The 21,064-nt window shown below is 61.2% G+C and carries 17 protein-coding genes, 2 tRNA genes and 1 pseudogene; 2 read left to right on the top strand and 18 right to left on the bottom strand.

The features are described 5' to 3' along the window. Positions 1-117: 117 nt before the first annotated feature. The 10 genes from BM321_RS18610 to rnr form a co-directional block, all read right to left on the bottom strand. Positions 118-579, bottom strand: a complete 462-nt coding sequence (locus tag BM321_RS18610) for a hypothetical protein (protein WP_092443888.1) — start codon at positions 577-579, stop codon at positions 118-120. Further along, positions 576-1,502, bottom strand: coding sequence for an Ssp4 family T6SS effector (locus BM321_RS18605; protein ID WP_092443886.1), 927 nt, complete (start codon positions 1,500-1,502; stop codon positions 576-578). Before BM321_RS18605 ends, BM321_RS18610 begins: the two co-directional genes overlap by 4 nt. 313 nt (positions 1,503-1,815) lie before the next feature. Further along, positions 1,816-4,116 (bottom strand): YgiQ family radical SAM protein, encoded by a 2,301-nt coding sequence (locus BM321_RS18600; RefSeq protein ID WP_092443884.1) that lies wholly within the window; start codon positions 4,114-4,116, stop codon positions 1,816-1,818. Between the two features lie 202 nt (positions 4,117-4,318). Then, entirely contained in the window at positions 4,319-5,716 is a 1,398-nt protein-coding gene (dnaB, locus tag BM321_RS18595) for a replicative DNA helicase (protein WP_027911801.1), read from the bottom strand. 117 nt (positions 5,717-5,833) lie between these two features. Beyond that, positions 5,834-6,280 (bottom strand): 50S ribosomal protein L9, encoded by a 447-nt coding sequence (gene rplI / locus BM321_RS18590; protein ID WP_003186385.1) that lies wholly within the window; start codon positions 6,278-6,280, stop codon positions 5,834-5,836. A gap of 18 nt (positions 6,281-6,298) precedes the next feature. Further along, positions 6,299-7,189, bottom strand: coding sequence for a YybS family protein (locus BM321_RS18585; protein ID WP_060739415.1), 891 nt, complete (start codon positions 7,187-7,189; stop codon positions 6,299-6,301). A 36-nt stretch (positions 7,190-7,225) separates the two neighbouring features. Next, on the bottom strand, positions 7,226-7,456 hold the full coding sequence (gene rpsR, locus BM321_RS18580; RefSeq protein WP_002551829.1) for a 30S ribosomal protein S18: 231 nt from the start codon (positions 7,454-7,456) through the stop codon (positions 7,226-7,228). 28 nt (positions 7,457-7,484) lie between these two features. Continuing rightward, positions 7,485-7,913 carry a 30S ribosomal protein S6 gene (gene rpsF / locus BM321_RS18575; RefSeq protein ID WP_003186395.1) on the bottom strand — a complete coding sequence of 143 codons (429 nt, stop codon included), beginning with the start codon at positions 7,911-7,913 and terminating at the stop codon, positions 7,485-7,487. A gap of 306 nt (positions 7,914-8,219) precedes the next feature. Continuing rightward, positions 8,220-8,978, bottom strand: a complete 759-nt coding sequence (rlmB, locus tag BM321_RS18570) for a 23S rRNA (guanosine(2251)-2'-O)-methyltransferase RlmB (RefSeq protein WP_092443882.1) — start codon at positions 8,976-8,978, stop codon at positions 8,220-8,222. After that, positions 8,975-11,605 (bottom strand): ribonuclease R, encoded by a 2,631-nt coding sequence (rnr, locus tag BM321_RS18565; RefSeq protein WP_092443880.1) that lies wholly within the window; start codon positions 11,603-11,605, stop codon positions 8,975-8,977. The genes rlmB and rnr overlap by 4 nt, the downstream gene beginning before the upstream one ends. A gap of 227 nt (positions 11,606-11,832) precedes the next feature. Here rnr and BM321_RS18560 point away from each other — a divergent pair. After that, positions 11,833-11,919: transfer RNA gene (locus tag BM321_RS18560), tRNA-Leu, on the top strand. 176 nt (positions 11,920-12,095) lie between these two features. After that, positions 12,096-12,182 (top strand) — tRNA-Leu (locus tag BM321_RS18555). A 215-nt stretch (positions 12,183-12,397) separates the two neighbouring features. Here BM321_RS18555 and BM321_RS31355 read toward each other — a convergent pair. The 8 genes and pseudogenes from BM321_RS31355 to hfq all read right to left on the bottom strand — a co-directional run bounded on the left by BM321_RS31355 (position 12,398) and on the right by hfq (position 21,032). Continuing rightward, positions 12,398-13,102, bottom strand: a complete 705-nt coding sequence (locus BM321_RS31355; RefSeq protein WP_371856637.1) for a methyl-accepting chemotaxis protein — start codon at positions 13,100-13,102, stop codon at positions 12,398-12,400. A 201-nt stretch (positions 13,103-13,303) separates the two neighbouring features. Continuing rightward, positions 13,304-13,357 (bottom strand): annotated as a pseudogene (locus BM321_RS31350) (hypothetical protein); the annotation flags it as partial. Between the two features lie 1,125 nt (positions 13,358-14,482). After that, complete coding sequence (locus tag BM321_RS18545; RefSeq protein WP_039592540.1) at positions 14,483-15,775, bottom strand: adenylosuccinate synthase; 1,293 nt, start codon at positions 15,773-15,775, stop codon at positions 14,483-14,485. 54 nt (positions 15,776-15,829) lie between these two features. Beyond that, the gene (locus BM321_RS18540) at positions 15,830-17,017 is read right to left on the bottom strand and encodes an ATP phosphoribosyltransferase regulatory subunit (protein ID WP_046065549.1); all 1,188 of its coding nucleotides are present in this window, start codon (positions 17,015-17,017) and stop codon (positions 15,830-15,832) included. A gap of 313 nt (positions 17,018-17,330) precedes the next feature. Then, positions 17,331-18,200, bottom strand: a complete 870-nt coding sequence (gene hflC / locus BM321_RS18535) for a protease modulator HflC (RefSeq protein WP_092333224.1) — start codon at positions 18,198-18,200, stop codon at positions 17,331-17,333. After that, complete coding sequence (hflK, locus tag BM321_RS18530) at positions 18,200-19,372, bottom strand: FtsH protease activity modulator HflK (protein ID WP_092333226.1); 1,173 nt, start codon at positions 19,370-19,372, stop codon at positions 18,200-18,202. Before hflK ends, hflC begins: the two co-directional genes overlap by 1 nt. 85 nt (positions 19,373-19,457) lie before the next feature. Continuing rightward, complete coding sequence (hflX, locus tag BM321_RS18525; RefSeq protein WP_092176183.1) at positions 19,458-20,759, bottom strand: ribosome rescue GTPase HflX; 1,302 nt, start codon at positions 20,757-20,759, stop codon at positions 19,458-19,460. Between the two features lie 12 nt (positions 20,760-20,771). Next, a complete protein-coding gene (gene hfq / locus BM321_RS18520; protein ID WP_003186419.1) occupies positions 20,772-21,032 on the bottom strand; it encodes an RNA chaperone Hfq in 261 nt (86 codons plus the stop codon). Positions 21,033-21,064: the final 32 nt, after the last annotated feature.

The raw sequence follows: 21,064 nt of genomic DNA, 5'->3' as shown, positions 1-21,064 counted from the left end.
ATGCCATGCAGGCAGGCCCGACACTTTCTTTGTCTACTCAAGGCAGTAGAGCACTAAAAACGCGCGATGCCCGTATTCATCTGTAAAGGAATGCACATAAATGCGGCGCGAATCGACTCAGCGACGCGGGCGTGAGGCCTTGGCGGCCTGGATGATCAGCGCGCGTTGGCGGCGGATATCGACGAGTTTGCTGCGCATTTCCCGATGACGCTTGCTGTTGAGCAGCAGCAGCCCCAGCAGCGGTAACAACACAGCGAACAGGTACACGCCCTGATGCGCTCCATAAGCGAACGCCGGCAGCACCGCCGCCAGACAGGCCAGGAAATACCCCGCCACCCACCAGACCGCCCAGGCGCGCCCGCGAGCGATCAAGAGGTTGCCCAGGACCAGGACGAGCACCAGAGCCAACGTGCCGAGCCCGACATAGTCGGTCCTGGCTGACGGCTCCAGGGCACGCCAATAAGTGGCCCCGGCCAACACCAGCAGCGTGGACCCGGAAAAGCAGCCCAGCAGGATCGTCCCCATGAACACCGGAAAATAACGGGCGAGAAATGGCTTCAGCGATCCGCCCCCGATCATTCCGTGAACTCCTCGTACAGGCCGACGGCTACCGTCTTCACGGCGCCATCGCCGGTATAACTGCCAATGACCCCCAGCGCGCCTCCCAGGGAATCCTTTATCTGCGTCAGCGTCGCGTGCCTGATCTCGGCAGACGAATAACGTTTGGGCAAGGCTCCCGCGCGTTGCTGCAGCTTGAGCAGCTTCGCGGTCAGGCTCGGGTCCTTCAGCGTCAACAGCTCCTTGGTCAGTTTGCTGCGCTCCTGCCGATTCAGCCCCTTGAGCAACTGATACCAACTCTTTCCGGTGGCGGCCGCCTTGTTGGCCTTGAGCAGCCGGACAGTCGTCAGGGCCGAGCCACCGACCCCCACCAGGGACACACCGTCCAGGATCGGCGACACGATGTTGTACCAGTCGGCGTCGTTCATCTCATCGTTGCCGGTCGGATTGGCCAGCTCATTGGCCACCCGCATCCCGCCAATGACGCATTGCGCGGTACTGGCCGTCGCGGCAGCGGCGCCCAGGGCGACGACAAAGGCACTTGCCCCCGCTGTAAAGGGCACCGCGACGCTGCCACTGAACACCACCACCCAACCAATCACCGCGGCGACACAGGACAAGCCGGCATTGGTTGCTTCAAGCCCGAGCTTGGACTCGCGGGGGCTGCTTTTGACCTGAGCGATGAACTGCTGCGGCGCGATGTATTTTTTCGCCTCGCGCAGAATGATGCGCTTGGGCGCGATGCTGCAAATCGGCTTGAACTCGCGCAGGGTCACGACGTTGTATTCGGAATCGACATACACCACACCCGCCCCGGCAATGCCAGGATCGGCGTCAATGGCAGCAAACAGGCGCGGCAGGTTGATCTGGCTTTCGATGCGTTTGCGGGCCATGAACTGGGAGAAGCTCAGGTCCATGCCGATGCCCGTTGTAGCGCTGCTCATATGAATCGTCCTTGAGAATCGGAAGTGAGTCTTTATCCACACACAATACTGTGGCGAGGGAGCTTGCTCCCGCTGGGCTGCGAAGCGGCCCCAAACAATCCCATGCCATGTTCCCAGGCAGACCGTACCGGCCGGTTTACGACGGCTTTGCCCCCGGGCGGGAGCAAGCTCCCTCGCCACAAGGGCAGCGCTCGGCGTTATTGCATTGGGTAGGCTGGCACCGGCGGCGGCCAAGATAGCAAATGGGCAGCACCGTCGCTAGAAAGCAAAACGCCAGCACTGAGGCTGGCGTTTTGCATCATGGATTGGCCCGTTAGCGTGGCACGACAGGCTTGCGCGCCGGTTTCGGTCCCTTGCCCTTGGCTGCATCCTTGCGCTCCTTGGCGGCCTGCTGGTTGCGGGCGAAAGCCGCGGCCTTGGCCTGCTCGCGCTTGTCCCACGGGTTACCGCCATCGCTGGCCCGCGGCGGCAGGCCGGTGTGCTGGGTCAGGATCTTGGTGGTTTCCTTGCCCACCTTGTGGCTGCCGGCTGGCGTCGAGTTCTTGCGACGGGCGCTCTGGTAGCTGTCGGTGGCCGGCTGGTGCAGCGGGATCAACTGGTTCTTGCCCGGCCCGATCAGGTCGGCGCGGCCCATGCGGGTCAACGCTTCACGCAGCATCGGCCAGCCCTTGGGGTCGTGATAGCGCAGGAAGGCCTTGTGCAGACGGCGCTGCTCCTCGCTCTTGACGATGGTCACCGCATCGCTCTTGTAGGTGACCTTGCGCAGCGGGTTCTTGCCCGAGTGGTACATGGCGGTGGCCGTGGCCATCGGCGACGGATAGAACGCCTGCACCTGGTCGGCGCGGAAACCGTTGCCCTTGAGCCACAGCGCCAGGTTCATCATGTCTTCGTCGGTGGTGCCCGGGTGGGCGGCGATGAAGTAGGGAATCAGGTACTGCTCTTTCCCGGCTTCCTTGGTGTACTTCTCGAACATCCGCTTGAATTTGTCATAGCTGCCGATGCCCGGCTTCATCATCTGGTTGAGCGGGCCTTCCTCGGTGTGCTCCGGCGCGATCTTCAGGTAGCCGCCGACGTGGTGGGTCACCAGCTCCTTGACGTATTCCGGCGACTCGACCGCCAGGTCGTAACGCAGGCCGGAAGCAATCAAAATTTTCTTCACCCCAGGCAAGGCCCGGGCGCTGCGGTACAGCTGGATCAGCGAAGAATGGTCAGTGTTCAGGTTCGGGCAGATGCCAGGGAACACACAGGACGGCTTGCGGCACGCGGATTCGATTTCCGGGCTCTTGCAGGCAATGCGATACATGTTCGCGGTCGGGCCGCCAAGGTCGGAAATCACCCCGGTGAAGCCCGGGACCTTGTCGCGGATCTCTTCGATCTCGCGGATGATCGACTCTTCGGAGCGGTTCTGGATGATCCGGCCTTCATGCTCGGTGATCGAGCAGAAGGTGCAGCCACCAAAGCAGCCACGCATGATGTTCACCGAGAAACGGATCATCTCGTAGGCCGGGATCTTCTCCTTGCCGTACGCCGGATGGGGAACACGCGCGTAAGGCATGCCAAACACGTAGTCCATTTCTTCGGTGGTCATCGGAATGGGTGGCGGGTTGAACCAGACGTCGACTTCGCCGTGCTTCTGCACCAGGGCGCGGGCGTTACCCGGGTTGGTTTCCAAGTGCAGTACGCGGTTGGCGTGGGCATAAAGCACCGCGTCGCCACGGACCTTTTCCACCGACGGCAGGCGAATCACGGTCTTGTCCCGGGTCATTTTCGGGCTCGCCAGGATCTGCACGACCTTGGCTTCGCTCGGGTCCTCAACCGGCCCCTTCTCCTGTTCGATGGCGCAGGCCTGAGTGTCCTGGGTGTTTACGTACGGGTTGATGATCTTGTCGATCTTGCCCGGACGGTCGATACGCGTGGAGTCGACTTCGTACCAGCCTTGCGGCGTATCGCGACGGATGAATGCGGTACCGCGCACGTCGGTGATGTCTTCGATCTTGTGGCCATAGGACAGGCGCTGGGCGACTTCGACAATCGCCCGCTCGGCGTTGCCGTAGAGCAGGATGTCGGCACAGGCGTCGATCAGGATCGAGTTGCGCACCCGGTCCTGCCAGTAATCGTAATGGGCGATGCGGCGTAGCGACGCTTCGATACCACCCAGCACGATCGGCACGTGCTTGTAGGCTTCCTTGCAGCGCTGGCTGTAGACCAGGCTCGCGCGATCCGGCCGTTTGCCCGCCAGGCCACCGGGGGTGTAGGCGTCATCGGAGCGGATTTTCTTGTCGGCGGTGTAGCGGTTGATCATCGAGTCCATGTTGCCGGCCGCGACACCGAAAAACAGGTTGGGCTCGCCAAGCTTCATGAAGTCGTCTTTGGACTGCCAGTTCGGCTGGGCAATGATCCCCACGCGAAAGCCCTGGGCTTCCAGCAAACGGCCAATGATCGCCATGCCGAACGACGGGTGGTCGACGTAGGCATCACCGGTCACGATGATGATGTCGCACGAATCCCAGCCAAGCTGATCCATCTCCTCCCTGCTCATGGGCAGGAATGGCGCCGGGCCGAAACATTCGGCCCAGTACTTGGGATAGTCAAATAACGGCTTGGCTGCTTGCATGTCGATGACCGGTATAAAGGATGAAAAATCGCGGGCGCGGAATATAGCACAAATTTTGACCAATTCCGACGGCTATGGTCGGAAATCGGCGGCACACCTATCGCGAGCAAGCTCGCTCCCACCTTGGAATGCATTCCTCTGTGGGAGCGAGCTTGCTCCGGGCGGCGATCCGACGATGAGGCCGGATCAGACGACGAAGAACTTACTCATCGTCATCGAAATTGTAGCTACCCGGTGCCAGGTTTTCGAAGCGCGTGTACTTGCCGATAAACGCCAGGCGGATGAAGCCGATCGGGCCGTTCCGCTGCTTGCCGATGATGATTTCGGCGATGCCCTTGTGCTCCGTTTCGGGGTGATACACCTCGTCGCGGTACACGAACATGATGACGTCGGCGTCCTGCTCGATCGCTCCGGATTCCCGCAAGTCGGAGTTCACCGGGCGCTTGTTCGGGCGCTGTTCCAGGGAACGGTTCAGCTGGGAAAGCGCCACCACCGGGCAGTTGAATTCCTTGGCCAGGGCTTTGAGGGAACGGGAGATTTCGGAAATCTCGTTGGTCCGGTTGTCGCCGCTGGAACCGGGGATCTGCATCAGTTGCAGGTAGTCGATCATGATCAGCGCGATATCACCGTGCTCACGCACCAGGCGCCGGGTCCGGGCGCGCATTTCCGACGGGCTGATACCGGCCGTATCGTCGATGAACAGCTTGCGGTCGTTGAGCAGGTTGACCGCCGAGGTGAGGCGCGGCCAGTCGTCGTCTTCCAGTTGGCCGGAACGGACCTTGGTCTGGTCGATGCGCCCCAGGGACGACAGCATACGCATGATCAGCGATTCGCCTGGCATCTCGAGGGAATACACCAGCACCGCCTTGTCGCTGCGCAGCACGGCGTTTTCCACCAGGTTCATCGCAAAGGTGGTCTTACCCATGGACGGACGGCCGGCGACGATGATCAGGTCGGACGGTTGCAGGCCGCTGGTCTTCTCGTCGAGGTCGGTGTAGCCGGTGGACAGGCCGGTGATGGCGTTGTCGGTGTTGAACAAGGTGTCGATGCGGTCGATGGCCTTGGTCAACAGGTCATTGACGCTCACCGGGCCGCCGGTTTTCGGCCGAGCCTCGGCAATCTGGAAGATCTGCCGTTCGGCTTCGTCGAGGATCTCGGCGGCGGTGCGACCTTCCGGGTTGAAAGCGCTGTCGGCGATCTCGGTGCTGATGCCGATCAACTGACGCAAGGTCGCCCGCTCGCGGACGATCTGTGCATAGGCCTTGATGTTGGCGACCGACGGCGTGTTTTTCGCCAGTTCGCCCAGGTAACCGAGGCCGCCAACCTGGGACGTCTGCCCTTCCTTGTCCAATTGCTCGGCCAGGGTGACGACGTCGATCGGCATGTTCTGATCGGCCAGACGGGCGATCGCACGGAAAATCAGACGGTGGTCATGCCGGTAGAAATCGCCGTCGGAGACTTGATCGAGCACGCGTTCCCAGGCGTTGTTGTCCAGCATCAGGCCACCGAGTACGGCCTGTTCGGCCTCGATGGAATGCGGAGGCACCTTCAGGGCAGCGGTTTGCAGATCATATTGCTCGGGAGCGGTGATTTCGTTCATGGCCACGTCTGGTTATGAAATTCAGCAATTGCAGAAAGACAAAGGGCACGACCTGTAAACAGGATCGTGCCCGATGTTACCGGCTAGCACCCGAGGGTGCCAACCGACAGGTGTTGCTTAGGCTGCTACCACGACAACGCGTACGGTGGCTTCAACTTCGGCGTGCAGGTGCACGGCTACGTCGAATTCGCCTACGTTGCGGATGGTGCCGTTCGGCAGACGAACTTCGCTTTTCGCCACTTCAACGCCGGAGGCGGTCAGTGCGTCAGCGATGTCGTGAGTACCGATAGAACCGAACAGCTTGCCTTCGTCGCCAGCGGTGGCAGTGATGGTCACTTCCAGCTCGGCCAGTTGGGCAGCACGGCTTTCAGCCGATGCCTTACGGTCTGCGGCGGCTTTTTCCAGCTCGGCACGACGCTCTTCGAACGCAGCCAGGTTGGCAGCGGTCGCAGCGGTGGCTTTGCCGAAAGGCAGCAGGTAGTTACGACCGTAGCCGGCCTTAACGTTTACTTTGTCGCCCAGGTTGCCCAGGTTGGCGATTTTTTCCAGAAGGATCAGTTGCATGTGAAAATCCTCTAACTTTTAACCTTCACCGTTCGCGTTGTCGGCGTCTTTCGGCGCCATACGACCGCGAAAATCAATCAGGCTGTCAACGATGGCCAAGACCACGAGCAACGGACCGAGCAAGTGCATGAAAGGCAACAACGTCACGTATATCCCCACCAGCCAGAACGTGGCCAGTCGCTTCTGCGCCACCAGCCCGTGAATCAGGGCCAGGCCGGCGAAGACCAGCGCAACACTGCACAACGGCAACAGGATCAGTGCATGCAGCCCGAAGAACGGAGCGACACACATGACGGCCAGCAGTGACAGCGCCACGCTCTTGGGGAATCGGATGGCGCGAAACTCGCGACCGAAACCACCGGGGTTATACAACGACGCCTGCCAATAGCGCCCAAGAATCAGGCACAGCACGCTAAAGATCTGCAGCGAAGACGCTATCGAAATGATCATCAGCGGAGCGCTCAGGGCGGTGAGAAATGCCTTCTGGTCTGCCGAGAATGTCTCGTAGACCTCACCCATCGCCAGCGGCAGGACGTGTTCGAACGTCTGCGCCAGTGACTCGATGAAGGAACTGAATACAGTTCCCAGGCTCACCGCACACAACAACCCCACGGCCACGCTGCACAGCAGCACGCGGTTCCAGGTATGGCCGGCGCGCAAAACCAACGCCAGGCCACCAGCCCCGAGCAACACCAGAAGTGTTGTCGGGTCCTTCAGGAAGTACCAGCTCACCAACGCTGACAGCAACCCGATACCCAGGACGCTCAAGGCGTCCGAACCGCGCCGCAGGAGCACAAGGCACCCAGCGGCGGCACTCAACCAGAACAACAGCGGCAATGCCGCGGATCCGGCCACAACCAACGTGGCCTGCACACGTCCCCGCATGATGAAGTCAGCTAAGGCGCGCATGCATTCAATCCCTTACTACTCGTCGACTGCCCGGTCTCAGCGGCCGTGGCTGTCGGTGTAGGCCAGCAGGGCCAGGAAGCGGGCGCGCTTGATAGCGGTGGCCAGCTGACGCTGATAACGAGCTTTGGTACCGGTGATACGGCTTGGAACGATTTTGCCGGTCTCGGATACGTAGGCTTTCAGAGTGTTGAGATCTTTGTAATCGATCTCTTTCACGTCTTCAGCGGTGAAGCGGCAGAATTTACGACGACGGAAGAAACGTGCCATGTGATTGGCTCCTTAAAAGGTCCGTGGATTACTCGTCAGCGTTATCGCTGTTGTCGCTGTCGCTATCGCTGTCATCGCCATCGGCGCTGTCAGAATGCTCAGGACGGTCGCGACGCTCACGGCGCTCACTGCGGTTTTCTTCAGCCTTGAGCATCTCGGATTGGCCGGTGACGGCTTCTTCGCGACGGATGACCAGGTTACGGATCACTGCATCGTTGTAGCGGAAGTTGTCTTCCAGCTCGGCCAGGGCCTTGCCAGTGCACTCAACGTTCAGCATCACGTAGTGAGCCTTGTGAACATTGTTGATTGCGTAGGCCAGTTGACGACGGCCCCAATCTTCCAGACGGTGGATTTTGCCGCCGTCTTCTTCGATCAGCTTGGTGTAACGCTCAACCATGCCGCCGACTTGCTCGCTTTGATCCGGGTGGACCAAAAAGATGATTTCGTAATGACGCATGAATGCTCCTTACGGGTTGTAGCCTGCCGCTCAAAAACGGTCAGACAAGGAGTGAATGACACTTATGGACTTGTGGACGCTAGACACATAAGTGCCTGCCATCACAGCAAGGGGCGCAATTGTAGAGAAGGGCCGAGGGCGGCGCAAGGCAATTGGCGATTATTTGAACAACCCCCAATCTTTGCCTAAATACAAAACGCTGTGGGAGCGGGCTTGCTCGCGAAAGCGGCGTGTCAGTCAATATCGATATCAACTGATCCAACGCTTTCGCGAGCAAGCCCGCTCCCACATTTGACTTGCGCTGACTTAAGGCTTTTTGGCGACAGACTTGACGCTACGCTGGCGCAGCGCCTCGAACAGGCACACTCCGGTGGCCACCGAGACGTTGAGGCTGCTGACGCTGCCCGCCATCGGCAGTTTGACCAGGTAGTCGCAATGTTCGCGAGTCAGGCGACGCATGCCTTTGCCTTCGGCGCCCATGATCAGGATCGTCGGGCCCGTCAGGTCCTGGTCATAGATACTGACCTCGGCCTCGCCCGCCGTGCCGACCACCCACAGGCCGCGCTGCTGGAGTTTCTCCAGGGTGCGCGCCAGGTTGGTCACCGCCACCAACGGGATCACTTCCGCCGCGCCGCAGGCCACCTTGCGCACCACTGGCGTCAGGGTGGCCGACTTGTCCTTGGGCACGATCACCGCCAACGCACCGGCGGCATCCGCCGAACGCAGACAGGCGCCGAGGTTATGCGGGTCGGTCACGCCGTCCAGCACCAGCAGCAGGGGGGCGCCTTCGGTGCGATCGAGCAGTTCGTCGAGCATCGCCTCGCCCCAGACCTGGCTCGGGCTTACGTCCGCCACCACACCCTGGTGGACGCCTTCGACCCACACGTCCATTTCGCGCCGCTCGGCCTGGCCGATGGCAACCTTGTTCTGGGTGGCCAGTTCGACCAGCGCTTGCACACGCGGCTCGCTGCGACCTTCCGCCAACCACACTTGCTTGACACGTTTGGGGTGGTGACGCAGCAGTGCCTCTACGGCATGCACGCCGTAGATTTTTTCCAGACTCATGACTTGGCCTTAGGTTTGCGCGACCCGCCGCTTTTCGCGGGGGCCGACCCCGCCTTTGGCGGGCCTTTACGGTGTTTACTCGGTTTGCTCGACGGCTTTTCCGCCCCGTGGGACTTTCCCCCAGACGCCGCTTTACCACCGCTTTTGGCTTCGTTGAGCAACTGCTGCTTCAATTCGCGGCTCTTGCGCAGCTCGGCATTTTTCGCCGCCGCGTCGCTGGGGCGGTAGGCTTCGGGAGCCTTGTCCTTGACAGACGAACGGCGACCGGCCTTGGCTGGCTCAGGCTCTGCGGTTTTTGCAGGAGCACCTTTACCCCTGGTCGCAGGCGCTGCGGTCTCGCCGCCACGTTTTTTACGGCCAGTCGGTGCTTCGGCGGGTTTGTCAGACATTCCGAAGTCGATCTTGCGTTCATCAAGGTCGACGCGCATGACCTGCACTTCCACGGTGTCGCCCAAGCGGAAGCTGCGACCGGTGCGCTCGCCCGCCAGGCGGTGATGCACAGGATCGAAGTGGTAGTAATCACCCGGCAAGGCGGTGACGTGCACCAAGCCCTCGACGTAGATGTCGGTCAGTTCGACAAACAAACCAAAGCCGGTCACTGCCGTGATCACGCCCGGGAACGACTCGCCCACGCGGTCTTTCATGAACTCGCACTTGAGCCAGTTCACCACGTCACGAGTCGCTTCGTCGGCGCGGCGTTCGCTCATGGAGCACTGCTCGCCCAACTGTTCCAGGGCCGCTTCGTCGTACGGATAGATCCGTGCCTTCGGAATGGTCATGGCACCGGCGCGCTTGACGTGCGGGGTGCTCTGCTTGGAATGGATCACGCTGCGGATCGCACGATGCGTGAGCAGGTCCGGGTAACGGCGGATCGGCGAGGTGAAGTGGGTGTACGCCTCGTAATTCAGACCGAAGTGGCCCTGGTTGTCAGCGCTGTACACCGCCTGGCTCAGGGAGCGCAGCATCACTGTCTGGATCACATGGTAATCCGGACGGTCCTTGATGCTCGCCAGCAGTGCCTGATAGTCCTTCGGCGTTGGGCCGTCCTTGCCTTTGTGCAGGGACAGGCCGAGTTCGCCGAGGAAGGCGCGCAGTTTTTCCAGACGCTCGGGCGGCGGGCCGTCGTGCACACGGTACAACGCAGGAATCTCGTGCTTCTTGAGGAATTCGGCGGTGGCCACGTTGGCTGCCAGCATGCACTCTTCGATCAGCTTGTGCGCATCGTTACGGGTCGTCGGGGTGATCGCGGCGATCTTGCGCTCGGAACCGAAGACAATCCGAGTTTCCTGGGTCTCGAAATCGATCGCGCCACGCACGTGACGGGCACCCAGCAACACCTTGTACAGCGAGTACAGCTGCTTGAGGTGCGGCACCACGCCAGCGTATTCGCTACGCAGCGCCTTGGCTTCACTGCTCTTCGGTGTTTCCAGGATGGTGCTGACCTTGTTGTAGGTCAGGCGCGCCTGGGAGTGGATCACCGCTTCGTAGAACTGGTAGTCGGTCATTTCGCCGGTTTTGGAGATAGTCATCTCGCACACCATGGCCAAACGGTCGACTTTCGGGTTCAGCGAGCACAGGCCGTTGGACAGCTGCTCAGGCAGCATCGGAATCACGCGCTCAGGGAAATACACGGAGTTGCCGCGCACCTGGGCTTCGTTATCCAAGGCCGAACCGATCTTCACGTAGCTGGACACGTCGGCAATCGCGACGAACAACTTCCAGCCGCCGGAGAACAGGCGCAGCTTGCCGGGCTTGGCTTCGCAATAGACCGCATCGTCGAAGTCGCGGGCATCTTCGCCGTCGATGGTAACGAACGGCAGATGGCGCAGGTCGATGCGTTTTTCTTTATCTTTCTCTTCGACTTCCGGCTTGAGCTTGGCAGCTTCCTTGAGCACAGCCTCGGGCCAGACGTGAGGAATGTCGTAGGTGCGCAGCGCAACGTCGATTTCCATGCCCGGCGCCATGTAGTTGCCGACCACTTCAACGATATCGCCCTGTGGCTGGAAGCGCGCAGTTGGCCAATGGGTGATTTTCACCTCGACGAACTGCCCCACCTTGGCGGCGCCATTACGGCCCGGGGTAATCAGTACTTCCTGCTGAACCTTCGGGTTATCCGGCACGACAAAACCGATACCGCCTTCTTCGAAGTAACGGCCAACGATGCTTTCATGGGCACGGGACACCACTTCGACGATCACGCCTTCACGGCGGCCACGACGATCCAGGCCGGACACGCGGGCCAGGGCCCGGTCACCGTCGAACACCAGACGCATTTGCGCCGGACTCATGAACAGATCGTCGCTGCCGTCGTCCGGGATCAGGAAACCGAAGCCGTCACGGTGACCGGCGATGCGGCCCAGGATCAGGTCGAGCTTGTCCACCGGTGCATAGGTGCCACGCCGGGTGTAGATCAGTTGAGCGTCGCGCTCCATGGCGCGCAGACGGCGGCGCAGGGCTTCGAGCTGGTCCTCGGTGGTCAGACCGAACTCTTCGACCAACTGCTCGCGGCTAGCAGGCGAACCCCGATCGGCGAGATGCGCCAGGATCAGTTCACGGCTAGGAATAGGGTTTTCATATTTTTCCGCTTCACGAGCGGCCTCGGGATCGAGGGACTGCCAATCGGCCATTAGAGAGTTTTCACCTTGTCTATATGCGGGTTAGTTTGGCATAGGCTTAATGAAACGGGAAATTTCAAGCATCCGATAGCGTTTCCAGGATCATTTGACCTGCCTTCGAAGCCCCCGGAAAGCACCGCTCGTGAAATTTAGCGGTTTTTTTCTCCGCAGGGGTTTACAGTTAAAAACACGCTCCGTATAGTGCGCGCCATCGACGACGTACACACGTTGCCGATACTGCCCAGATGGTGAAATTGGTAGACACGCCAGCTTCAGGTGCTGGTGACCGCAAGGTCGTGGAAGTTCGAGTCTTCTTCTGGGCACCAATTTCGAGCAGCAGGCCAATGGCCTGGCAGCTCAACAAAAACCCGCGAAAGCGGGTTTTTGCATTTGCGCCCCCTGGAATTGCACTGGGCAATTACTAAAACAAAAACAGGGGTTTACAGATCAAAACGCGCTCCGTATAGTGCGCCACATCAACAGCGGCAACGCTGAAGATGCTGCCCAGATGGTGAAATTGGTAGACACGCCAGCTTCAGGTGCTGGTGACCGCAAGGTCGTGGAAGTTCGAGTCTTCTTCTGGGCACCAATTCAAGCTTCAAGGTCAAGGCCTTGAACCTCACAGAAACCCGCGAAAGCGGGTTTTTGCGTTTCTGGGTTCTGGAAATATCTCTGAGTCGCTGAAATCGCTATCGCGAGCAAGCTCGCTCCCACAGTGGATCTCAAGCGCACACAGATTTTGTGTTCACTGCAATCCCATGTGGGAACGAGCTGGCTCGCGATGGGTCCAGCCCAACCACCCGATCAGGCCCTGAACTGCCCCAGACTTGCCTTCAGTTGCGCCGCCAGGTTGTCCAGCACCTTGCCGCTGGCGGTGGTCTCGACCACGGCCTGGGCCGCTTTCTCAGCCTGGGCATGGATGGTTTCCACTCGCCCACGCACCGCTTGCGCGCCCTGGGCCTGATGAGCCGCCGCCTGGGTCGCCAGGCCGATGGCCGCATGCACCTGCTCGACGGACGCCTGCACCGACTGCTGCAACCGCGCGCTGTCACGCAGCACCAGCAAGCCTTCGCTGGCCTGGCGCCCGGCCTGGCCGATGGCGGCCACCGCCTCGCGAGCCCCCTGCTGCAAGGCCACGATATGCGCCTGGATATCGCCCGTGGAGCTCTGGGTCTTGCTCGCCAACGCCCGCACCTCATCCGCCACCACCGCAAAGCCGCGCCCGGTTTCCCCGGCCCGCGCCGCCTCGATGGCCGCGTTCAAGGCCAGCAAGTTGGTCTGCTCGGCGATGCCGTGAATCACGGTCAGCACCACTTCAATCTGCTCGCTCTGCTGCGCCAACCGCTCGATCACTTTCGCCCCGGTATCGACCTGGCCGGCCAGCGCTTCGATCAAGCCGCTGACCTTGGCCGACGTGCGCGTGTTTTCATCGGTGGCCTGGCGGATCTCCACCACTTGCTGCAGGGCCGCCTGCATCGCCTGGCTTTCCGATTGAGCCTCGTCCGCCATTTGCGACAGCGCGCGCAGGCTCTCGGCCACTTCATCACGCTGCATCCCGGCCGCCGCATCGGCGCCGGAGTTGCGCAAGGTCATCGCACCAATTTCCACACCGGTGCGCTGGGCCACATCGCCCGCCTCACGCACGATGGGCTGCAACTTATCCACAAAGCGATTGACCGCCGAGGCCATGTCGCCGATTTCGTCCTTGCTGTTGATTTGCACGCGCTTGGTCAGGTCGCCCTCGCCCGCCGCCAGGTCGTTCATGGCCGCGATCAGCAGTTTCAAGCGATTGACCACCCGACGCCCCAGCACCACGGCCAGCAACACCAGCACGCCGAAGCCCACCAGCGCCAGGCCCAGGCCGATGCGCCAGCGCAAGGTGCCCGCAGCGTCCTGCACAGTACTGGCGGTGTTGGTCTGCATCTGCGTGGCCGTGGTTTGAGCCGACTCCAGGCGACCGCGCATGGCAGTGGCGCTGTCGGCCGCCGCGCCCTTGAGGCTGTCGCCGACCAATTGATCGCTGCTGGCGATCAAGGCCGAGAAGCGCTGGTCCAGCGCCTTCAGGTCGGTTTCAACGGCCGCCGTGGAAACCCCCATCAAGACTTTGCCGATCTCGACACCATTGGGGTTGATCGAGGCTTCGAGGTAATACACCGACGGATCGTTCTTCGCCGCGTCCAGCACCTTGTCCAACGCCCGCTCGCCCTTGCCTTTTTCCAGCAGCGCCTTGTTGATCGGGTTTTCCCGGTTCAGGTAGCGCGTCAGGTGCTCACCCGCGGCGTCGTCATAGATGACGAACAGCACGTTGGGATTGCGCTGGGCCCGACGGGCGAATTCAGAGAGGGTGGGCACGTCGTTATCCCACATGGCACGCGGTGCAACGGAAGCCAGGAGTTGCGCCATATCATTGGCGGAATCCCTCAAGTCCTTCTCCAAGGTCCCACGCAACTGAGTCTGCTCGTCCTTCAGACGAGCAGACAAGCCGGCATTGAGCCGCTGGCGGGTATTGGCGGACAGGCTGTCCAGGCTCGACGTGACCTCTCGCCCGGCCTGCTCCAGCTCAGCGGAAAGCTTCTGGCTGTCCACCCCCAACCGCGCGCCCAGATCGGCTTCCAACGCCGTGACGGTGCTTCGGGTCAGCGCAACGGCTACCAGCACCTGCACCAAAAGGGCGACCCCCAGGGTAACGAACACAGGCCGCAGCAAACGGCTTTGTAACAGTGAGAGAACGGCCGACACGTGAAATCCCTCTACCAAACGCCATTAATTTGATGGCACTCGGGAAAGCGGTGCCTTAATGGAGTTGCATAGCAAGTGTCGTGCCGTCCGGCAAGCAGAAACGACAAAGGGCCCCAGCGAGGGCCCTTTGCGTTTTACATCAAAGACTTATCAGCCGAACGGATGACGCAGAACGATGGTTTCGTTGCGGTCCGGCCCTGTCGAAATAATGTCAATCGGCGCACCGACCAACTCTTCGACGCGCTTGATGTAGTTGCGCGCGGCCACAGGCAGTTCTTCCAGAGTCTTGGCACCGACGGTCGATTCGGTCCAACCTGGCATCTGCTCGTACACGGGCTCCAGGCCGATGTAGCTGTCGGCGTCGGTCGGTGCGTCGATGACAGCGCCGTCCTGGTTCTTGTAGCCCACGCAGATGTTGATGGTTTCCAGGCCGTCCAGCACGTCCAGCTTGGTCAGGCACAGGCCCGAGATGCTGTTGACGTCGATGGCGCGACGCAGGATGACGGCATCGAACCAACCGCAACGACGGGCACGGCCGGTGGTGGCACCGAATTCGTGGCCACGCTTGGCCAGGAAGGCACCGACGTCGTCGAACAGCTCAGTCGGGAATGGACCCGAACCGACGCGAGTGGTGTAGGCCTTGGTGATACCCAGGATGTAGTCCAGGTACATCGGGCCGAACCCCGAACCGGTGGCGATGCCGCCGGCAGTGGTGTTGGAGCTGGTGACGTACGGGTAGGTACCGTGGTCGATGTCCAGCAGCGAACCCTGGGCACCTTCGAACATGATGTCCTTGCCGGCGCGACGCAGCTCGTGCAGCTCGGCGGTGACGTCGAGCATCATCGGCTTGAGCAGCTCGGCGTATTCCATGCACTCGTCCAGGGTCTTCTGGAAGTCGATGGCCGGTTCTTTGTAGTAATTGACCAGGACGAAGTTGTGGTAGTCCAGCAACTCGCCCAGCTTGGCGGCGAAACGCTCGCGGTGGAACAGGTCACCGATGCGCAGGCCACGACGGGCCACCTTGTCTTCGTAGGCCGGGCCGATGCCACGACCGGTGGTGCCGATCTTCAACTCGCCACGGGCCTTTTCACGGGCCTGGTCCAGCGCCACGTGATAGGACAGGATCAGCGGGCAGGACGGGCTGATACGCAGGCGCTCGCGCACCGGTACGCCTTTTTCTTCCAGCTTGATGATTTCCCGCAGCAAGGCATCGGGCGCAACCACCACACCGTTGCCGATCAGGCACTGGACGCCTTCGCGCAGCACGCCCGACGGAATCAGGTGCAGGACGGTTTTTTCACCGTCGATCACCAAGGTGTGGCCTGCGTTGTGGCCACCCTGGTAGCGCACTACGGCGGCAGCATGTTCGGTCAGCAGATCAACGATCTTGCCTTTGCCCTCATCACCCCACTGGGTGCCCAGGACTACGACATTCTTACCCATAACACTTGTCCTCATTCGCGCAAACTTGGTGCCGGCCGCGGCCGGCGGGAAAACTCAAGAAGCCAGCGGCAATACTTGCCAAAGCCCATTCTGCTGAATCAATTGCCGGTCGCAGTCCGCTTCACGGGCGGCCGCCAAAGGCTGCCCAGGCAAGGCCTGGACCACACGCTGACCCTCACTGCGCAACTGACAGACTGCCTGCCAGAGTGCCGCATCCGTACTGTCAGGCATCCAGATACCGCCAGACGGTAGCTCGACTTCAGCACGCCCCAGGGTCACCAGGGTTTTCAAATCGGTAGAGAAACCGGTCGCCGGACGGGCGCGACCGAAGTCGGCACCGATGTCGTCATAACGGCCGCCCTGGGCGATGGACTGGCCCACGCCCGGCACGAACACGGCGAACACGACGCCGGTGTGATAGTGATAGCCGCGCAACTCGCCCAGGTCGAAATACAGCGGCAACTCGGGGAAGCGCACCGACAGACGCTCGGCAATCGCCAGCAAATCGTCCAGCGCGGCCAACACCGGTGCCGGCGCATGGGCCAGGCGTTCACGGGCAGCGGCCAATACTTCACGCCCGCCGCACAGGTCCACCAGCGCCCGCAGCATGCCCGACAGATCGGCCGGCAGGCCCTCGGTCAGGCTGATGACTTCGTCGATGGCCTTGCGTTGCAGGGCATCGAACAGCTGTTGCTCCACTTCGCCAGACAAACCGGCCGCACGGGCCAGGCCGCGGTAGATGCCGACATGCCCCAGGTCCATGTGGACATCAGGCACGTCAGCCAGTTGCAGCATGGCCAACATCAGGCTGATGACTTCCACGTCGCTGCTCGGGCTGGCATCGCCATACAACTCGGCGCCCAGCTGGATCGGGCTGCGCGAGGATGACAAGGCACGCGGCTGGGCATGCAGCACGCTGCCGGCGTAGCACAGGCGGCTCGGGCCTTCACGGCGCAGGGTATGGGCGTCGATGCGCGCCACTTGCGGCGTGATGTCGGCACGAAAGCCCATCTGCCGGCCCGACTGCGGGTCGATCACCTTGAAGGTGCGCAGATCCAGGTCCTGGCCCGCGCCGGTGAGCAGGGATTCCAGGTACTCGATATGCGGGGTGACGACGAACTCGTAACCCCAGCTCTGGAACAGATCCAACACCTGCCGACGCGCCACTTCGATACGCGCAGCTTCCGGTGGCAGTACTTCTTCGATGCCATCTGGCAGCAGCCAGCGGTCTACCGTTGCCATTACGCCATTCCCCTATGGTCCGGGCGGCCAGCCCTCGGGCAAGCCTTGAGTGAAGCAGAAAATACTTGGCCCACGCGCAAAACACGCGCATGAGCGACGTGACGAATGGCCAGCAATCGGCCTCGCCCAGCACTTTCCTCGAATAACCTGTCGAGTCGTTCAACCCGACGCCTGCAACCAAAACCACAATCAAACGTGCAGACGCAAAAAAGCCGGGAATTTCCCGGCTGCCGCATCATACACACGTTTTCCCAAAGGATCACCCCGCCCGACGCTTTAGCCGCCGGGCGGAATGCTTCAGGTCAACGTCGCATCAAGGCTTGGCCTTTTCCAGGTAGCGGAAGAAGTCACTGCTTGGGTCCAGGACCATGACGTCGGATTTGTTCGCGAAACTTTCACGGTAGGCACGCAGGCTACGGTAGAACGCGTAGAACTCCTGATCCTGGCCATAGGCCTTGGAGTAGATCGCAGCGGCCTGGGCATCACCATCACCCCGGACCTCTTCCGATTCACGATAGGCTTCGGCCAACAGCACCCGGCGTTGGCGATCGGCGTCGGCACGGATGCCTTCGGCCAGCTCGTTACCCTTGGCGCGGTGCTCGCGGGCTTCACGCTCGCGCTCGGTGCTCATCCGCTCGAACACGCTGCGGTTCACTTCCTTCGGCAAATCGATGGCCTTGACCCGGACATCGACCACTTCGATACCCAGCTCTTTTTCCGCCATCGTATTCAGCGAACGGGTGATGTCGGCCATGAGCGCATCACGCTCACCGGACACCACTTCATGCAACGTGCGCTTACCGAACTGGTCACGCAGGCCCGATTCCAGACGACGGGACAGACGCTCGTCGGCGATCTGCTTCAGGCCCGAGGTCGCGGTGTAGAAGCGCTCGGCATCCTTCACGCGCCACTTGGCATAGGCATCCACCATCACGGCTTTCTTTTCCAGCGTCAGGAAGCGTTGCGTCGGCGCATCCAGCGTCATCAGGCGGGCGTCGAACTTGCGCACCTTGTTGACGTACGGCACCTTCACATGCAGCCCCGGCTGGACATCAGCCTGGACCACGCGACCGAATTGCAGCAACACCGCGCGCTCGGTCTGAGCCACGATGTAGAAGCAGTTCCAGGCAGCGATCGCCACGACGACACCGACAATAAGGGCGATCAGCGATTTATTGCTCATCAGCGACTCTCCCTGGTACGTGCTTGCTGTTGTTGCAGGTCCGCCGCCGCGCGGGTGCCGACCTCATTGCTGGCCGCCGCCGAACTGGCCGGTGGCGTGCTGGTGTTGCGACCGCTCTCGACCATCTTGTCCAGCGGCAGGTACAGCAGATTGCTCTGGCCGTTCTTGTTGCCGGTCACGAGGACCTTGCTGGTGTTGCTGAAGACTTCCTGCATGGTGTCCAGGTACAGACGCTCGCGGGTGACTTCAGGGGCCTTGCGATACTCGGCCACCAGCTTGGTGAAGCGATCGGCCTCACCCTTGGCGCGGGAGACCACTTCATCGCGGTAACCGTTGGCATCCTCGATGATGCGCTGGGCCTGGCCACGCGCTTCCGGCACGACGCCGTTGGCATAGGTTTCAGCCTGGTTGCGCGAACGCTGCTCGTCTTCACGGGCACGGATCACGTCGTCGAAGGCTTCCTGGACCTCACGCGGTGCCGCTGCGCTCTGGACGTTGACCTGGGTGACGGTGATACCGGTGCGATAGGTATCGAGGAACCGCTGCAGGCGCTCCTTGATTTCGCTGGCCATCAGTTCACGACCTTCGGTCAGCACCTGGTCCATGGCGGTGGAACCCACCACATGGCGCAAGGCACTTTCGGTCGCGTGCTGCAGGCTGGTTTCCGGCTGGTCGACGTTCAGCACGAAGTCCTGCAGGTTGGTGATCTTGTACTGCACGGTCAGCGGCACCTCGACGATATTCTCGTCTTCGGTCAGCATCTGGCCCTGCTTGGTGTACGCCCGCTCACGCGTGACGTTCTCCATGAACTTCTGGTCGATCGGCGGGAAATAGATGTTCAGGCCCGGACCCACCGTCTCGTAGTACTTGCCGAAGCGCAGCACCACGGCTTGCTCCTGCTCGTCCACGACATAGACCGCGCTGTACAGCCAGACAGCCGCCAGCACGACGAGACCGATGCCGAGCAGGCCGAAACCGCCGCCCTTGCCCGAACGACCGCCCCCCTCGTCACCGCGTTTTTTACCACCACCGAACAAACCGTTCAGGCTTTCCTGCAGCTTTCGGAAGGCCTCGTCGAGATCCGGCGGCCCCTTGCGGTCGCCGTTGTTACGACGCTTGCCACCCCAAGGATCCTGATTATTCGAGTTGCCACCCGGCTCATTCCAAGCCATAGCGCTCTCCATCTGATAAAGCAAAGACGCACCCACGGCGCGCCGACCAATGCTACAGAATGCCTGACACCGCTTTCTCAGGCTTTTATTGCAAAGTGTGTTGCTCGATGAATTCCATCGGTTGCAGCCCTTCGCGACTGACCAGTCGGTTAAGCTCCGCCCGAGGCAGGCGAACAGCCAGCAGGCAGACACCTTCTTCGTCGTGTTCTTCTTTTTGCACGGCCCCCAACTCGAAAAACTGCGCACGCAACCGGGCGAAACGTTGCGGCAACTTCAGGGTGCCGACAAACAGATCGCTGCCCAACAGCTCGGCCACGGCCTGCTTGAGCAGGTCCAGGCCGGTGCCATCACGGGCCGACAGCCAGACCCGTTGCGGCTTGCCATCGGCATCGCGCTGGATCTGCGGCTCCACGCCTTCGAGCAAATCGAGTTTGTTGTATACCTCGAGGATCGGCAAGTCCTGGGCCCCGATCTCGCCCAGCACCACCATCACCTGCTCGATCTGCAGCATCCGGTCCGGCTCGGCGGCATCGATCACGTGCAGCAGCAGGTCGGAGTTGCTCGACTCTTCGAGCGTAGCCCGGAAAGCCTCGACCAGTTTATGCGGCAGGTGACGGATAAAGCCCACGGTGTCGGCCAGCACGATCGGCCCGAGGTCGTCCAGGTCGAGCCGGCGCAGGGTCGGGTCGAGCGTGGCAAACAACTGGTCGGCGGCGTAGACGTCGGATTGGGTGACATTGTTGAACAGGGTCGATTTGCCGGCGTTGGTATAACCCACCAGTGAAACCGTCGGGATATCCGCGCGCTTGCGACCACGTCGCGACTGCTCGCGCTGGCTGCGGACCTTTTCCAGCCGCCCCTTGATCTGGCGCAGGCGAACCCGCAACAGGCGTCGGTCGGTTTCCAGCTGGGTTTCACCCGGGCCGCGCAGGCCGATACCGCCTTTCTGCCGCTCGAGGTGAGTCCAACCGCGGACCAGCCGCGTACTCATGTGCTCAAGCTGAGCCAGTTCGACCTGGAGCTTGCCTTCATGGGTGCGGGCGCGCTGGGCGAAAATATCGAGGATCAGCCCCGTGCGGTCGATCACGCGACACTCGAAGACACGTTCGAGGTTACGTTCCTGACTGGGCGTGAGGATGTGATTGAAAATCACCAGATCGACCTGCTCGGCCTTGACCAGATCGCGCAACTCCTCGACCTTGCCACTGCCGATCAGGAACTTGGCGGTTGGCCGATGACGCGGCACGTTGAAAAACGCGACGGTCTCGGCGCCGGCCGAAAGTGCCAATTCCTGAAACTCCTGCGGATCTTCGCGCGCCTCAGGGTCCTGTCCATCCAAGTGAACGAGAATGGCCCGTTCACCACCACCGTGGCGCTCAAAGAACAAAGGAGGCTCCTATCAGGCGTTACCCGGTTCAGCGTCACCGCCTTCGGATTCGGTTGCGCTAGGCAGACGAATTGGACGAACTGGCACCACTGTCGAGATCGCGTGCTTGTAGACCATCTGGCTGACGGTGTTTTTCAGAAGGATGACGAACTGGTCGAAAGACTCGATCGTGCCTTGCAGTTTGATCCCGTTGACCAGATAGATGGACACCCCAACTTTCTCTTTACGTAAAGTGTTCAAGTAAGGGTCTTGTAGCGAATGCCCTTTTGACATGTGCCGCACTCCTTTAAGGATCAATTATAAAA

Origin of the sequence: Pseudomonas sp. NFIX10 (assembly GCF_900111955.1) — a bacterium.
GTDB classification, from domain to species: Bacteria; Pseudomonadota; Gammaproteobacteria; order Pseudomonadales; family Pseudomonadaceae; genus Aquipseudomonas; species Aquipseudomonas fluorescens_AA.
This window is presented reverse-complemented; position numbering and strand designations above follow the sequence as displayed.

Bases quoted from the DNA above. Each gene is read 5' to 3' on its own strand.
- BM321_RS18610 (WP_092443888.1), bottom strand. From the start codon at position 579: ATGATCGGGGGCGGATCGCTGAAGCCATTTCTCGCCCGTTATTTTCCG.
- BM321_RS18605 (WP_092443886.1), bottom strand. From the start codon at position 1,502: ATGAGCAGCGCTACAACGGGCATCGGCATGGACCTGAGCTTCTCCCAG.
- BM321_RS18600 (WP_092443884.1), bottom strand. From the start codon at position 4,116: ATGCAAGCAGCCAAGCCGTTATTTGACTATCCCAAGTACTGGGCCGAA.
- dnaB (WP_027911801.1), bottom strand. From the start codon at position 5,716: ATGAACGAAATCACCGCTCCCGAGCAATATGATCTGCAAACCGCTGCC.
- rplI (WP_003186385.1), bottom strand. From the start codon at position 6,280: ATGCAACTGATCCTTCTGGAAAAAATCGCCAACCTGGGCAACCTGGGC.
- BM321_RS18585 (WP_060739415.1), bottom strand. From the start codon at position 7,189: ATGCGCGCCTTAGCTGACTTCATCATGCGGGGACGTGTGCAGGCCACG.
- rpsR (WP_002551829.1), bottom strand. From the start codon at position 7,456: ATGGCACGTTTCTTCCGTCGTCGTAAATTCTGCCGCTTCACCGCTGAA.
- rpsF (WP_003186395.1), bottom strand. From the start codon at position 7,913: ATGCGTCATTACGAAATCATCTTTTTGGTCCACCCGGATCAAAGCGAG.
- rlmB (WP_092443882.1), bottom strand. From the start codon at position 8,978: ATGAGTCTGGAAAAAATCTACGGCGTGCATGCCGTAGAGGCACTGCTG.
- rnr (WP_092443880.1), bottom strand. From the start codon at position 11,605: ATGGCCGATTGGCAGTCCCTCGATCCCGAGGCCGCTCGTGAAGCGGAA.
- BM321_RS31355 (WP_371856637.1), bottom strand. From the start codon at position 13,102: ATGGCGGACGAGGCTCAATCGGAAAGCCAGGCGATGCAGGCGGCCCTG.
- BM321_RS18545 (WP_039592540.1), bottom strand. From the start codon at position 15,775: ATGGGTAAGAATGTCGTAGTCCTGGGCACCCAGTGGGGTGATGAGGGC.
- BM321_RS18540 (WP_046065549.1), bottom strand. From the start codon at position 17,017: ATGGCAACGGTAGACCGCTGGCTGCTGCCAGATGGCATCGAAGAAGTA.
- hflC (WP_092333224.1), bottom strand. From the start codon at position 18,200: ATGAGCAATAAATCGCTGATCGCCCTTATTGTCGGTGTCGTCGTGGCG.
- hflK (WP_092333226.1), bottom strand. From the start codon at position 19,372: ATGGCTTGGAATGAGCCGGGTGGCAACTCGAATAATCAGGATCCTTGG.
- hfq (WP_003186419.1), bottom strand. From the start codon at position 21,032: ATGTCAAAAGGGCATTCGCTACAAGACCCTTACTTGAACACTTTACGT.